At 71.9% G+C, this 13,986-nt stretch carries 11 protein-coding genes; 4 read left to right on the top strand and 7 right to left on the bottom strand.

Annotated elements, in window-relative coordinates; all coding sequences use genetic code 11:
- Positions 1-735 carry a spermine/spermidine synthase domain-containing protein gene (locus FCN22_RS07715; RefSeq protein WP_202911461.1) on the top strand — a complete coding sequence of 245 codons (735 nt, stop codon included), beginning with the start codon at positions 1-3 and terminating at the stop codon, positions 733-735.
- On the opposite strand, the gene FCN22_RS07710 is transcribed toward FCN22_RS07715, so the two are convergent.
- The 4 genes from FCN22_RS07710 to FCN22_RS07695 form a co-directional block, all read right to left on the bottom strand.
- The gene (locus FCN22_RS07710) at positions 720-3,674 is read right to left on the bottom strand and encodes a bifunctional [glutamine synthetase] adenylyltransferase/[glutamine synthetase]-adenylyl-L-tyrosine phosphorylase (RefSeq protein WP_137120968.1); all 2,955 of its coding nucleotides are present in this window, start codon (positions 3,672-3,674) and stop codon (positions 720-722) included. The two genes, FCN22_RS07715 and FCN22_RS07710, sit on opposite strands and share 16 nt — an antisense overlap.
- A 52-nt stretch (positions 3,675-3,726) precedes the next feature.
- Positions 3,727-5,064, bottom strand: a complete 1,338-nt coding sequence (gene glnA, locus FCN22_RS07705) for a type I glutamate--ammonia ligase (protein WP_137120967.1) — start codon at positions 5,062-5,064, stop codon at positions 3,727-3,729.
- A 129-nt stretch (positions 5,065-5,193) separates the two neighbouring features.
- Positions 5,194-6,201, bottom strand: a complete 1,008-nt coding sequence (locus FCN22_RS07700) for a DUF559 domain-containing protein (RefSeq protein WP_137120966.1) — start codon at positions 6,199-6,201, stop codon at positions 5,194-5,196.
- A gap of 279 nt (positions 6,202-6,480) precedes the next feature.
- Positions 6,481-8,043 (bottom strand): phytoene desaturase family protein, encoded by a 1,563-nt coding sequence (locus FCN22_RS07695; RefSeq protein WP_137120965.1) that lies wholly within the window; start codon positions 8,041-8,043, stop codon positions 6,481-6,483.
- A gap of 287 nt (positions 8,044-8,330) precedes the next feature.
- Between FCN22_RS07695 and FCN22_RS07690 the strand changes: the two genes are divergently transcribed.
- The 3 genes from FCN22_RS07690 (at position 8,331) to FCN22_RS07680 (ending at position 11,418) form a co-directional block, all read left to right on the top strand.
- Positions 8,331-10,193, top strand: coding sequence for an NAD+ synthase (locus FCN22_RS07690; protein WP_137120964.1), 1,863 nt, complete (start codon positions 8,331-8,333; stop codon positions 10,191-10,193).
- Positions 10,194-10,201: 8 nt separating this feature from the next.
- Positions 10,202-11,074 (top strand): 3-methyl-2-oxobutanoate hydroxymethyltransferase, encoded by an 873-nt coding sequence (panB, locus tag FCN22_RS07685; protein WP_137121016.1) that lies wholly within the window; start codon positions 10,202-10,204, stop codon positions 11,072-11,074.
- Positions 11,075-11,193: 119 nt separating this feature from the next.
- Positions 11,194-11,418: a hypothetical protein gene (locus FCN22_RS07680; protein ID WP_137120963.1), complete on the top strand. Its 225-nt coding sequence runs from the start codon at positions 11,194-11,196 to the stop codon at positions 11,416-11,418.
- 153 nt (positions 11,419-11,571) lie between these two features.
- Here the strand turns inward: FCN22_RS07680 and FCN22_RS07675 are convergent, their stop codons facing one another.
- The 3 genes from FCN22_RS07675 to FCN22_RS07670 are packed head-to-tail and all read right to left on the bottom strand — an operon-like array spanning position 11,572 to position 13,844.
- Positions 11,572-12,384: an alpha/beta fold hydrolase gene (locus FCN22_RS07675; RefSeq protein ID WP_137120962.1), complete on the bottom strand. Its 813-nt coding sequence runs from the start codon at positions 12,382-12,384 to the stop codon at positions 11,572-11,574.
- On the bottom strand, positions 12,381-12,503 hold the full coding sequence (locus tag FCN22_RS22520) for a hypothetical protein (RefSeq protein WP_274381552.1): 123 nt from the start codon (positions 12,501-12,503) through the stop codon (positions 12,381-12,383). The genes FCN22_RS07675 and FCN22_RS22520 overlap by 4 nt, the downstream gene beginning before the upstream one ends.
- Before the next feature lie 54 nt (positions 12,504-12,557).
- On the bottom strand, positions 12,558-13,844 hold the full coding sequence (locus tag FCN22_RS07670) for an ArgE/DapE family deacylase (protein WP_137120961.1): 1,287 nt from the start codon (positions 13,842-13,844) through the stop codon (positions 12,558-12,560).
- Between the last annotated feature and the right edge of the window lie 142 nt (positions 13,845-13,986).

The following is a 13,986-nucleotide window of genomic DNA, read 5'->3' as shown; positions in this document are numbered from 1 at the left end:
GTGCCGCACCATCAGGCGCGTCCTCGCGAGGGCGTCGTGGCCAACGCCTTCTCCGACCGGGGTGAGGTCGTGCTGCGCCGCAGAGGCCGGGACGGTGCGCTGGAGCTTCGGGTCAACGGGGTCTTCGTCATGGACGACCGGCACACGTCCACCGAGCGCGACCTCGCCCGGCTGGCGCTCGGCGCCTGCCGTGCTCGGTCGGGCGTGCGGGTCCTGGTCGGCGGCCTCGGCCTCGGCCACTCGCTCGACGAGCTGTTGGGGTGTCCGCGCACGGCAGCGGTGACCGTGGCCGAGATCGAGCCGGCCCTGGTCCAGTGGCACCGGGACGGCCTGGTGCCCGGCTCGCGGCTCGCCGACCCGCGGGTCACGGTCGCGGTCGGCGACGTGGCCGCCGTCGTCTATGCGGCTCGTGGCGCGTGGGATGTCATCCTCCTCGACGTCGACAACGGTCCCGACTTCCTCGTCCATGACGGCAACGCCGCGATCTACCGGCGGCCGTTCCTGCACGCCTGCCACGATGCGCTGCGCCCGGGAGGGGTGCTGGCGGTGTGGTCCTGCAGCCCGGCGCCGGACCTCGCGGAGGCCCTCGAGGCGATCTTCGAGGACTGCAAGCGGCACTCGCTGGCGGTGACACTGGGCAGCCGGGACACGGCATACTTCGTGTTGCTGGCCAGGCGACCGGCGCAGCGGCGCTCGGCACCGTGGCAGGGCCGTCGGACTCACGAGCCGCCGTAGAACTCCTCGTCGACGACGTGCCGGGCCAGTCGGGCGACCCTACGGTAGGTGTCGGCCAGCTGCCACCCGGTGCCCGGCTCGCAGCCGATGATCCGTCCCACCCCGTCGGCGTCGCGCAGGTCGCTCGGAATCGAGTCCACCGGCCGCCCCCGCCACAGCACCGAGGCGTTGCGGGCCTCGGAGGCGAGCGTCCACGCCCGAGCCAGGGTGGTCGCGTGCTCCGCGCCGATCAACCCCGCCTCGACAGCCGCGTCCAGGGCCTCGAGCGTGCCGGTGCAGCGCAGCCCCTCCACCCGGTGCGCGTGCTGCAGCTGCAGCAGCTGCACGGTCCACTCGACGTCGGACAGACCCCCGCGGCCAAGCTTGAAGTGGGTCTTCGGGTCGCCCCCGCGGGGGATCCGCTCGGCCTCCATCCGTGCCTTGAGGGTGCGGATCTTGCGGACCGCCGAGGGCGGGATGCCACCCTGGGGCCACCGCAGCGGGTTGATCAGTTCGAGGAACCGGTCGGCCAGCCCGGCGTCGCCCGCCACCGGCGCGGCCCGCAACAGAGCCTGGGCCTCCCAGCCGGCGGACCAGCGCGCGTAGTAGGCACGGTAGGAGTCGAGGCTGCGCACCAGGGGACCCGCCTTGCCCTCGGGCCGCAGGTCGGCGTCCACGACCAGCTGCGGGTCCGGACCCGCACCACCGAGCAGGCGGCGCAGCTCCTGCACGACCGCGGTGGCCTGCGTGGTCGCCCGCTTGGCCGCCTCCTCACCGGCATCCACCGGGTCGTGCACGAACATCACGTCGGCATCGCTGCTGTAGCCCATCTCGCCGCCGCCGAGCCGGCCCATCCCGACGATGAGCAGCCGGGTCGCGAGCGACTCGCCCTGTTCTCCCTCGACGTGCCCGGTCGCAAGCTCCAGGGCCGCCTGGAGGATGGCCGCGGTCAGGTCGGTGAGGGCGCCCCCGACGCCGGAGAGGTCGATGGCGTCGACCAGGTCGGCGACCGCGATCCGGAACAGCTCCTGCCGCCGGACCACCCTCGCGGCCGTCATGGCCTCGTCACGGTCACCCTTGCGCGTCATCGCCGAGCGCATCGTGCGGAGCGCCGCCTCGCGGGAACGCGGTACGAGCTCGGCCGCGTCACCGAGGAGCTTGACCGACTCCGGGGCGCGCAGCAGCAGGTCCGCGGCATACCGGCTGCTGGCGAGCACGTGCGCCAGGCGCTCGGCTGCCCCTCCCTCGTCACGCAGCATCTTGAGATACCAGTGGGTGGTGCCCAGCGAGTCGCTGATCCGTCGGAAGGACAGCAGCCCGGCATCGGGATCGGCCTCGTCGGCGAACCACCCGAGCATCACCGGCAAAAGCGTCCGTTGGATCGCCGCGCGCCTGCTGACCCCTGCGGTGAGGGACTCGAGGTGGCGCAGAGCGCCCGCCGGATCACGAAAACCCAGCGCGGACAGTCGTTCCTGAGCCGCGGCCGGAGTGAGCCTCGCCTCGGGAGTCGTCAGCTTCGCCGCGGCGCTGAGCAGCGGCCGGTAGAAGAGCCGCTCGTGCAGGCGCCGCACCTCCCGGGCCTGCTGCCTCCACCGCGCCGTGATCTCGGTCGCCGGTTCGGCGCGGTGCCCGAGCGCCCGCCCCAGGCGCCGCAGGTCGGCGTCGGACGTCGGCATCAGGTGGGTGCGCCGGAGCCGGAACAGCTGGATGCGGTGCTCGAGGACGCGCAGCAGGCGGTAGGCGCCGTCGAGGACGGCGGCGTCGTCCCTGCCCACGTAGCCACCCTGCGACAGGGCATCCAGCGCTTCCAAGGTGGTGCCCGACCGCAACGTCTCGTCGGCGCGCCCGTGGACCAGCTGCAGCAGCTGCACGCTGAACTCGACGTCGCGCAGCCCGCCCGGTCCGAGCTTCAGCTGACGCCGGACCTCGCCCGGCGGCACGTGCGCCTCCACCCGACGACGCATTGCCTGCACGTCCTCGACGAAGTGGTCGCGGCTCGACGCCTGCCACACGAGCGGCTGCACAGCCTCGAGGTAGGCCTGGCCCAGCGCTGGATCGCCCGCGACCGTTCGTGCCTTGAGGAGCGCCTGGAACTCCCAGGTCTTCGCCCATTTCTCGTAGTACTGCTGGTGGCTCGCGACGGTCCGCACCAACGGACCGTTCTTGCCCTCCGGGCGGAGGTTGGCGTCGACGGTCCAGAGGCTGCCCTCGCCGGTAGACGCCGAACACGCCCGCATCGTCGCGGTGGCCAGCTGGGTCGCCGCCGCGAGCGCCGTGTCCTCGTCGGCGCCGTCGACCGGTTCGGCCACGAAGATGACGTCCACGTCACTGATGTAGTTGAGCTCGAGGCCCCCGCACTTGCCCATCCCGATGACCGCGATCCGGCAGGCCTGCGCGGCGGCTCCCAGCTCCTCGCGCGCGATGGCCAGTGCCGCGCCGAGAGCGGCCGAGGCCAGGTCGGCCAACGCCTCGGCCACGACCGGAAGGTCGGACAGGGGGTCGGCGCTGGTCAGGTCGAGCGCGGCGATCCCGAGCAGCTCACGCCGGTAGGCGATCCGCAGGGCGTCGTATGCCGTGCGGCCCGACCGGTCCGCCACCGCGCCCTTGATGGCCTCCCGTCGTCCCCGGGCGGAGCTGGCCCGCGCATCGGTCACCGCGGTCCAGTGCTCCGGGTGGTGGACCAGGTGGTCGGTGAGCGCCGACGAGGCACCGAGCACCGCGAGCAACCGGTCGCGTTCCTGCCCGCCTGTCCGCAGCCGGGCGAGCAGCTCGGCCCCGTCCAGCCGGTCGTCCTCCTGGAACGACTCGCGGAGCCGCACCAGCCCGAGCAGGGCGAGATCGGGGTCGGCCACGCCTCCCAGGGCGGGCACCAGGCCGTCCACCGCCTCGGGATCGTCGAAGCCGAGCTCCTCGAAGAGAGCCAACGCCCTTCGCCCGTCGACGAACCCGGCGCGTGCCATTCGTCCGGCCGGAGTGCTGGGGCGCGTCGACGTGCTCACGGAGCGGGCCGGCTCAAAGACTGCGCAGGTAGCGCTGTAGCTCGAACGGCGTGACCTGACTGCGGTAGTCGTCCCACTCCGCGCGCTTGTTGCGCAGGAAGAAGTCGAAGACGTGCTCACCGAGGGTCTCGGCGACCAGCTCGCTGTCCTCCATCCGCTCGATGGCCTCGTTGAGCGAGAGTGGGAGCGGGTCGATGCCGAGGGCCCGCCGCTCCCCGTCGGTCAGCGACCACACGTCGTCCTCGGCCTCGGGCGGGAGCTCGTAGCCCTCCTCGATGCCCTTGAGCCCCGCGGTGAGCAGCACGGCATACGCGAGGTAGGGGTTGCAGGCCGAGTCGATGGAGCGGACCTCGACGCGGGTGCTCTGGCCCTTGCTCGGTTTGTACATCGGCACGCGGATCAGGGCACTGCGGTTGTTGTGGCCCCAGCAGACGTGGGCCGGCGCCTCGCCGCCGCCCCAGAGCCGCTTGTAGGAGTTGACCCACTGGTTGGTCACCGCCGAGGTCTCGGGCGCGTGCCGCAGCAGCCCCGCGATGAACTGCCGCCCGACCTTGGAGAGCTGGTAGGGGGCGCCCGCCTCGTGGAAGGCGTTGCGGTCACCCTCGAAGAGCGAGAGGTGGGTGTGCATGCCCGACCCGGGATGGTTCGACAGCGGCTTGGGCATGAACGAGGCGAACACACCCTGCTCGAGCGCGACCTCCTTGATGACCGTGCGGAAGGTCATGATGTTGTCCGCGGTCGAGAGGGCGTCGGCGTAGCGCAGGTCGATCTCGTTCTGGCCGGGTGCGCCCTCGTGGTGGCTGAACTCGACCGAGATCCCCATGCTCTCGAGCATGGTGATGGCCGCCTTGCGGAAGTCGTGGCCGGTGCCGTGGGGCACGTGGTCGAAGTAGCCGGCCTCGTCGACCGGCACCGGCGGTTGCCCCGGGGGTGTGCCCTGCTCGAACAGGAAGAACTCGATCTCCGGGTGGGTGTAGTAGGAGAAGCCGAGCTCTCCGGCGCGGTTCATCGCCCGTCGCAGCACGTCCCTGCTGTCGGCGAAGCTCACCGAGGCGCCGGGACGCCTGATGTCGCAGAACATCCGCGCCGTGCCCGGGGAGTCACCGCGCCAGGGCAGCACCTGGAACGTGCTCGCGTCGGGACGCACCAGCATGTCCGCCTCGTAGACCCGCGCGAATCCCTCGATCGCGCTGCCGTCGAAGCCGATTCCCTCGGCGAAGGCGCCCTCCAGCTCCGCGGGTGCGATGGCCACCGACTTGAGGGTGCCGAGCACGTCGGTGAACCACAACCGCACGAAGCGGATATCGCGTTCCTCGATGGTGCGGAGGACGAACTCCTGCTGACGATCCATGCCTTGATCCTGCCCTATCTGCTGCCCGAGCCGATGCGGGACGTCCTGCGAACTGGTCGCCCACGCCGCCACACCGCAGGACGTCCTTGAGAAGAATCGGCATCCCGCACCGACCCCCGGTCGTCCAGATCAACCTGTATGGCGGGCGGCCGGCTCCCAACCTGCCGAAAGCAGCGCCTGCCTCACCTGGTCGAAGAACGCATCGGCGCACAGGCGCAGACCGAGCAGCGGAAGCCGCAACACGGTGTCACCTTCCAGGGCGACCTGGTTGTGGCGGATGGCGTCCTGGACCAGGTTCTGCGCCCAGGCGTGCTGGATACCGTCGACCTCGACCACGACCCGCCACCGGTTCCATCGGAAGTCCAGGTAGTAGCGACCCGATCTGGTGCGCCTGACGACCTGGGCGTCCGGCTCGGGGACGCCACGACTCCGACACCCCCGGAGGAAGTCCAGCTCACCGAGACTGCCCACACCGCCGGCGAGGTCCATCACCAGTTCCGCGAGCATCAGCCGGCGACGGTCACGTTTGACCCGCAGGAGCTCCCTCGCCAGCTCCTCCACGCGGCACAGCCCTTGCTGCACCGCCATCGTGACGACCAGCGTGGCCTGGCGATCCGACGTGGCCCACAACGCGCCCCGGATCGCCGCGACGGCCGGTCGTGATCGAGGCACACCGCCGCACACCACGTCCTCCGGATCGAACCGCCGTGTCTCCCGGAGGTCCATGCCCGGCCGCCGACGACGGCGGATCCGGGCACCCTTCGGCACCGAGACCCGGATCCGTTCCTCGGTGAAGTGCTCGAGGCCTGAGGCGATGAGCGCACTCGTCCCGTCCAGGTGGGCCCGTGGCCCGGCCTCGAGCACGGCCGCCCACTGCCTCGCTACCAGGGTGAGAGGGCCGTTGTGGACGCAGAGGCAGTGTCGTCCCACGCGCTGCCAGCGCTCGGCCCGGATCTGCGCCCGCACCTCGGCCCGGGTCAGACCCAGAAGGTAGGCCTCCCGACGCGAGATCACCCCGCCCTGCTCGTTCGCCCGCCTGACGACCCGGATTCTGCGAACCGCGGCCAACTGACGGACGCCCGTGACGCCTCGGCCCGGCACGGGCCGTGCTCCCGATGCGAGATGGTCTTCAGCCATGCAGGCAGGCTCGGTCCAGGGCACCCCTGCGGTCACCTGCGAGCTGACCGCCTGTGCACGACGGGACTCCGCCGCGGGCGGAGGTGGACACAGATCTCCCACCACGTCTCGCCACGCCACCCCAGCCACAACGCCCTGCACAACGGTCACCCGGGCCGCCGCTTCGCAGGACCTCCCTCACCCCGGGCCACCGCGACGCCACAACGTCCTGCGCAACGGTCACCCGGGCCGCCGCTTCGCAGGACCTCCCTCACCCCGGGCCACCGCCACGCCTGTCGGTCAGCCGCCGAGGATCGCCTTCGCAGCGTTGTGACCCGGTATGCCGCTGACTCCCCCGCCGCGGCGGGCGCCGGCGCCACAGAGCAGCAGCCGTTCGTATGCCGTCTCGACGCCCCAGGTCCCCTCCTCCGCCTGCCGTTCCGCCCAAGGCCACTGCAGGGCGCGGTGGAAGATGTTGCCGCCCGGCAGGGCCAGGTCGGCCTCCAGATCGAGCGGGGTCCGTGCCTCCACGCAGGGGCGACCGTCGCCATCACGCATCAGCACGTCTTCGAGCGGCTCCGCGAGCACCGCGTCGAGGGACCGCAACGCTGCCGCGAGGCCCTCCTCGCGTGCCCTCTCGTTGTCGTCCCGACCCAGCCGCGCCGGGAAGTGCACGCCGAAGAGGGTGAGGGTCTGCGCCTCGGTGTCCGCCAGGTCCGGCCCGAGGATGGAGCGGTCGGCCAGCGTGTGGCAGTAGATCTCGCACGGGAGCAGCTCGGGCACCCGGCCGGCGGCTGCCGTCGCGTGAGCGGCCTGGAGCTGGTCGAAGGTCTCGTTGATGTGGAAGGTGCCGGAGAAGGCTGCGACCGGGTCGACGGAGGCGTCCCGCAGCCGGGGTAGCCGGGACAGCAGCAGGTTGACCTTGAGCTGGGCCCCCTCGGGTTCGGGCCCGCTCGACACCGGGTCAGCGCCGCTCGCCGCGAGCAGCCGGTCGAGGACGGCCGGGGCGAACGCGGAGAGCAGCTGGCCGCCCCGCTCCTCGTGCACCCGGCCGCCCGGTTCGCGCCACTGCACGACGCCGGAGGGGTCGACGGAGCACACCTCGGCCTCGGTGACGATGGTGGCGCCGGCGTCGGTGGCCGCCTTCGCGAGAGCACCGGTGACCGCACCCATCCCACCGACAGGCACGTCCCAGTCGCCCGTCCCGCCCCCGACGAGGTGGTAGAGGAAGCAGACGTTCTGCCGCAGCTGCGGGTCGTCCAGGTCGGCGAACGTCCCGATGAGGGCGTCCGTGGCGACGACACCGCGGACCGTGTCGTCGGCGAAGGTCTCGCGCAGCACCTCCCCCAGCGGGCGCTCCACCACGGCCCGCCACAGGTCGTCGTCGGCGACGAGCTCGCGGGCCTGCTCGGCGGACCGCAGCGGCTCGAGCACCGTGGGAAAGAGACGTTCGGCGAGTGACGTCATACGGGCATAGAAGTGATGCCAGCGCTCGTATTCCGCGTCGTCCCCCGTCAGCCTGCGGAAACTGGCCGCCGTCGCCGCGTCGTCACCGTTGTCCACGAGCAGCCCGGTCGACGGGTCGGAGGGCACCGGCGTGTACGACGAGTAGCGCCGACGGACCAGGCGCAGGTCGAGGTCCAGGTCGCTGATGATCTGTGAGGGCATCAGGGAGACGAGGTAGGAGTAGCGCGAGAGTCGGGCGTCCACGCCACGGAACGCCTGGGCGGAGACGGCGGCTCCGCCGACGTGGTCGGCACGTTCCAGGACCAGGACCCGGCGGCCGGCACGGGCGAGGTAGGCGGCGGCGGTCAGGCCGTTGTGGCCGGCGCCGAGGACGATGTCGTCGAAAGTGGTGGGCACGACCCGACCCTATGACGTGGCACCAGCTCGGGAAGGCCCGCGGCGACATCGTGCACCGTGACGGCGATGACGCGGTGTCCGCGTCTGCCTGCACCAGCTGGGAGACCGCGGACTGCCGAGTGGACAGGCCTTTCGGTCGAACTGGCCTGCCGTGGGGTGCTGCCGACGATTCGTCGGCAAGGCACCGTTTGACGAGGAGAAACCTGGCGCGGAAGGGAACTCGACGACGCTTGTTGTCGTCCAGGTCGTCCCCTGCCACGGTGGACGGGCGCGGCTAGGCTGCCTGCATGGCACAACTACGCCTCGCTCTGGCTCAGATCAACCCGACCGTCGGAGACCTGCGCGGCAACGCCGATCTCATTCGAGACCGGGCCCGGCGCGCCGTGGCGGAGGGGGCCCACCTGGTCGCCTTTCCCGAGATGTCGCTCGTGGGATACCCGGTGGAGGACCTCGCCCTGCGCAGCACCTTCGTCGACGCCTCGCGAGAGGCCTTGATCCAGCTTGCCGCGGATCTCGACAAGGACGGCCATGGCGAGGTGCCCGTGGTGGTCGGTTACCTCGACCACGCACCACACGAGACCGCCGAAAGCGACCCCGCGCGGCCCCTCCCCCAGAACTGTGCCGCCGTGCTGCACCGTGGCGAGGTCGTGGCCCGCTATGCCAAGCACCACCTGCCCAACTACGGCGTCTTCGACGAGTACCGCATCTTCGCACCGGGACAGGACCTCACGGTCGTCCGCGTCTACGGCGTCGACGTCGCGATCGCCATCTGCGAGGACCTCTGGCAGGAAGGCGGTCCGGTCGCCCTGACGCGGGCGGCCGGGGCGGAGCTGCTGCTGGTGATCAACGGATCGCCCTACGAGCAGGACAAGGACGACACCCGGCTCGAGCTGGTGCGGCGGCGGGCCGGCCAGGCCGGTTGCGCGCTCGCCTACCTCAACCTCGTCGGCGGCCAGGACGAGCTCGTCTTCGACGGGGACTCCGTCGTCGTGGACACCGGCGGCGAGGTCCTCGCACGCGGACCGCAGTTCGAGGAGTCCGTCGTCACCGTCGACCTCGACCTCACGTCGAGCACGGTGGACCCCGAACACACCCCCGCGGGCGTCGAGCACGTGAATCTGGGCGATGACCCGGTGCCCACCTATGCCGCCGAGCCGGCCACCCTCGTGCCGCGCCTCGAGCCGGTGGCAGAGGTCTGGGCCGCGCTGGTGCTGGGGCTGCGGGACTACGTGCGCAAGAACGGATTTCGCTCCGTGCTGCTCGGGATGTCCGGCGGCATCGACTCGGCGGTCGTGGCGACGCTGGCGGCCGACGCGCTCGGGGGCGAGAACGTCGTCGGGATCTCCAACCCGAGCAGCTACTCGAGCCAGCACTCCAAGGACGACGCGGCGGCCTTGGCGCAGGCCCTTGGCGCCGACTACCGCGTCATCCCGATCGCACCGATGGTCGACGCCTTCCAAGCCGGCCTCTCGCTCACCGGTGTTGCCGAGGAGAACCTGCAGGCGCGCATCCGCGGGGTCGTGTGGATGGGCCTGTCCAACCAGGAGGGCCACCTGGTCCTGACCAACGGCAACAAGAGCGAGGTGTCGGTCGGTTACTCGACCATCTACGGCGACAGCGTCGGCGGTTTCGCGCCGATCAAGGACGTGCCCAAGACCCTGGTGTGGCAGCTGGCCCGCTGGCGCAACGAGGAGGCCGTCCGGCGCGGCGAGAAGCCCCCGATCCCGGAGAGCTCGATCACCAAGGCCCCGTCGGCCGAGTTGAGCCCCGGCCAGGTCGACCAGGACTCCCTCCCGCCCTACGAGTTGCTCGACCCGCTGCTCGACCTCTACGTCGAGGAGGCACGTGGCCGCGACGAGCTCATCACCGCAGGGTTCGACGAGGAGGTCGTGGACCGCGTCGTCGCCCTCGTCGACCGGGCCGAGTGGAAGCGCCGCCAGGGCGCGCCCGGACCGAAGATCTCCCCGATGGCCTTCGGCCGCGACCGGCGGCTGCCGATCACCAGCCGCTGGCGCGAGCAGGACGCCCGATCAGCGACGGCCGGCGGCGACGATGCGGCCGCAGCGACGACGATGGAGCGGAGCGACCCAGCCGCGGAGGAGCTGCGGCAGAAGACCCAGCGGAGCGACCCTGCCGCGAAGGAGCCGTGACCACGGGCATGAACAGCGAGCAGCCTGCTCCCTACGGCGGCGGGGCCGCCAGCAGCGGCTCCGGCCCGTCGGCCCCACGCCCGAAGCGCGTCCGCATCCCCCACCTGCAGGCGATGAAGGAGAGGGGCGAGCGCTGGGCGATGCTCACGGCATACGACCAGTACTCCGCAGAGATCTTCGAGGCCGCCGGCATCCCCGTCCTGCTCGTCGGCGACTCTGCCGGCAACAACGTCTTGGGCTACGAGTCGACGCTGCCGGTCACGGTCGACGAGCTGATCCCGCTGGCCCGTGCCGTGAGCCGTGCCGCCGCGCGCTGCCTGGTGGTGGCCGACCTGCCGTTCGGCTCCTACCAGTCCAGCCCGCAGCAGGCTCTGGCGACGGCGACGCGCTTCATGAAGGAGAGCCTGGTGCACGCAGTCAAGCTCGAGGGCGGCGCGCACCTGGTGCCGACCGTCGAGCTGCTCACCCGCGCAGGCATCCCCGTGATGGCACACGTCGGCTTCACTCCGCAGAGCGAGCACGCCCTCGGTGGCTACCGGGTGCAGGGTCGCGGCGGCGGAGCCGACGCCATGGTGGAGGACGCGCTGGCGCTCGAGCGGGCCGGCGCGTTCTCGGTGGTGATGGAGATGGTCCCCGACCCGGTGGCGGCTCGCGTCACGGAGGCCCTGCGGATCCCCACGATCGGCATCGGCGCCGGACCGCACTGCGACGCGCAGGTCCTCGTCTGGCAGGACATGGCCGGACTGCGCGGAGGACGGGCCCCCCGGTTCGTCAAGCGGTATGCCGACCTGCGCACCACCCTGCGAGACGCCGCCAGCGCGTATGCCGCGGACGTCGCCTCGGGCGCCTTTCCGGCACCGGAGCACACCTTCGAGTCCTGACGCACCTCGGCGACAGGTCCGTCTCCCGGGCGCCAAGAACACCCCGGCCTGCCGGTGCGGCGGGCGGTATCGTGACAGGCGAGCGCGGCCGGCGCGTCGGCCGCTCGACGGGAGGCGACATGGGCAAGAAGTGGAAGGACCTCAGCCCGCGGACACGCGGGCTGCTGTCGGTGGCGGCGGCTGTCGAGGCGGGCCTCAAGATCGCGGCGCTGATCGACCTGAAACGCCGCCCCGCAGCGCAGGTGCGCGGGCCCAAGTGGGCCTGGGGACTGGCGATCACGGTCGCCAACTCGGCCGGCGCCGTGCCGATCCTCTACCTGGTCCGCGGCCGGCGCACCCACTAGCGTCACCGACCAGGCGACGCGACCCACACGAAGACGAGGCGCCTCTCGCTCGGGGGTTCGAGAGGCGCCTCGTCCGCTGGTTCCATCGCGGCAGCGGCCCCTGGCGTTACACCACCGGCGGGAGAGGACCGCCCTGCGCCGGCCGAGCCGGCGTCAGTGCAGGCGCAGGACGCGTCGCAGGTGCGGCCAGGCCAGCTGCCCCAACTCCCGGTCGGCCCGCTCGCTGCCGCCACGCGCCATCCTCATGCCACCGCGTGCGGGTTCCTCCCCGGGCAGCATGACGCGGTGCCCGGCCCCGGGGTGGATGACGACCGTGCTGGCCAGGCCGTGCCGATCCCGGCGTCGCGCCACCAACCGCGCGAAGTCCGCGCCGGGCCAGACCTGGTCGTCCTCACCACCCACCAGGACCACGTCACCGGAGATCCGCTCCACCGGGATCGCGGCCTGCGCCGCTCGAGCCGGGTCTGCCGCAAGACTCGCCTCGTAGAGTCCGCGAAAGGCGGGCGGGTCGCCGGTCGGCTCCCCGTCGACGAGGAACGGCATGAACGGCACCGGCTCACCGCGCAGGCTCCAGTGCGACGACATCCGCCCACCGGAGAACCCCGCCCAGGCAACCGGGCTGGGGGCGAAGGCCACCACCGCGTCGACCCGGCTGTCGTGGACCCCGGTCAGGAGAGCGGCCTCGGCACCGAAAGAGAGCCCCAGCACCGCCAGGCGGTCACACCGGGCGGCCAAGCGGTCGAGACCCGCCGAGAACAGCTCCAACGGCACCTCATAGGGGTCGGACGGCTGACCCACACCACCGATCCAGCGGATCGCCAGCGCGTGCGCGCCGTGCCGGGCCAGCAGGCGCGCCCGGTCCGCCTCGAGCCGGCCGCTCGAACCGTGCAGGACGAGCACACCGGTCCCACAAGGCCGTTCGGGCTCAGCGAGGACGACGTCCTCGTCGGCCAGGCGCGAGGTCATGGCGAGACCGCTGCGCCGCGACTGCCTCGGGCCAGCACGGGATTGTCGAGGTTGATCACCGCGACCAGGGAGCCGCTGGGTGCGAGGTTCCGGACGGTGGAGGCGGTCGGCGAGCTCACCGGACCGACCCTACGGCAACGTCAACGGCCGCCACTCCAGTCCTCGACCGGGGGTCAGCGGCAGGCCCGCAACGCGAGCAGTGCGTAGACCCGCGCGCAGGCGAGCAGGTCTGCCACCTCGACGTGTTCGTCCACCGAGTGTGCGTGTTGGATCGAGCCCGGGCCGTATTGCAACGTAGGGACCCCGGCGGCGGCATACAGGCGCAGGTCGGAGCCGTATGGCGCGCCACGAACCCCGGGCACCTCGCCGCGGACCGTGGTCACCGCCTCCGAGACCTCACCGAGGAGGGGGTGCCCGTCGGGAAGAACGCCCGGTGCGAACGCGCCGCCCGGCCAGCTCACGCGGACCGGGTGGTCCCGCAGCCACGGATCACCGTCCGACGCACGGGCGACCGCGGCCTCGAATACTGCGATCGCCTCGGCGACGGACTCGCCGGGACGGATCCCGTAGCGGCCCTCGGCCACCACCAGATCGGGCACGGTGCTGGCCCAGTCGCCCGCCCTGAGCACGCCGATCGACAGAGGCCACGGCAGGTCGAGGTGGTCGAACTCTGCCGGCGGACTCTCGTTGCGCTCGGCCTCGAGCCGTCGGAGCGCCCCCTGGACGACATCGAGCTTGTCCACGGCGCTGACCCCCTGCCAGCGCAGTGACCCGTGAGTTGCCAACCCCGGCACCTCGATCCGGAAGGTCAGCGACCCGGCGTTGGCGGGCACCACCAGCTCCGCGGTCGGCTCGGTGATGACGCAGGCCGACGCCCGGTGGCCTCGTCGCAGCGTGGCGAACGCGCCCAGTCCACCGTCCTCCTCACCGCTGACGCAGTGGATGGCGAGCGGCCTGGTGAGGGCCACGCCCGATCGGTGCAGGGCGTCGGTCGCTCCGATCATGGCCGCGACCCCGCCCTTCATGTCGCAGGCGCCTCGACCGTGGGCGCGTCCCTCCTCCAGCCGCAGCACGAAGGGGTCACCGCCCGGCCACGCCTCCCGTTCGCCGGGGGGCACCACGTCCGTGTGACCGCAGAAGGCAAGAGCCGGCACACCACTGCTGTCGGTGAGGTCGGGCGACGGCGCACCGAGGACGCCCACCACGCCGAGTGCTGAGACCCGGTCGACCTCCATCCCGGGGAAGTCGTGCTCGGCCAGCACCGAGGGCAGGTCGATCTCCCACTCATCCACCTGCATCCCGAGCACCCGCAGGCGTTCGGCGCACCACTGCTGGACCGCCACCTCGGCCGGGGTGCCACCGACGGACGGGATGCCCACCAGCGCGGCGAGGTCGGAGACGATCGCGTCGTCGTCCACCGCGTCGAGAACTCGCCGCTCGTCCGGCGTCAGGCCCGTCATGACCGCAGGCTCTCACTCTCGCGTGGGGTCGTGCGTCAGGGGCCGCGGGTCGGACACCCGGGCGTGGCGCGGGCATCGTGGGCAACCTGGACGCCGCTGGGCATTGTGCCGGGGCCCACTTCTTGGTGTGCTGGTCTCGTGC

It is taken from the genome of Segeticoccus rhizosphaerae, assembly GCF_005222685.1.
GTDB classification, from domain to species: Bacteria; Actinomycetota; Actinomycetes; order Actinomycetales; family Dermatophilaceae; genus Segeticoccus; species Segeticoccus rhizosphaerae.
Note: the sequence above shows the minus strand (reverse complement) of the source record. Positions and strands in the feature narration are given on the sequence as shown.

What these genes read in the sequence shown, in the direction of transcription:
- FCN22_RS07710 (WP_137120968.1), bottom strand. Translation starts at nt 3,674, where the DNA reads ATGGCACGCGCCGGGTTCGTCGACGGGCGAAGGGCGTTGGCTCTCTTC.
- glnA (WP_137120967.1), bottom strand. Translation starts at nt 5,064, where the DNA reads ATGGATCGTCAGCAGGAGTTCGTCCTCCGCACCATCGAGGAACGCGAT.
- FCN22_RS07700 (WP_137120966.1), bottom strand. Translation starts at nt 6,201, where the DNA reads ATGGCTGAAGACCATCTCGCATCGGGAGCACGGCCCGTGCCGGGCCGA.
- FCN22_RS07690 (WP_137120964.1), top strand. Translation starts at nt 8,331, where the DNA reads ATGGCACAACTACGCCTCGCTCTGGCTCAGATCAACCCGACCGTCGGA.
- panB (WP_137121016.1), top strand. Translation starts at nt 10,202, where the DNA reads ATGAACAGCGAGCAGCCTGCTCCCTACGGCGGCGGGGCCGCCAGCAGC.
- FCN22_RS07680 (WP_137120963.1), top strand. Translation starts at nt 11,194, where the DNA reads ATGGGCAAGAAGTGGAAGGACCTCAGCCCGCGGACACGCGGGCTGCTG.
- FCN22_RS07675 (WP_137120962.1), bottom strand. Translation starts at nt 12,384, where the DNA reads ATGACCTCGCGCCTGGCCGACGAGGACGTCGTCCTCGCTGAGCCCGAA.
- FCN22_RS07670 (WP_137120961.1), bottom strand. Translation starts at nt 13,844, where the DNA reads ATGACGGGCCTGACGCCGGACGAGCGGCGAGTTCTCGACGCGGTGGAC.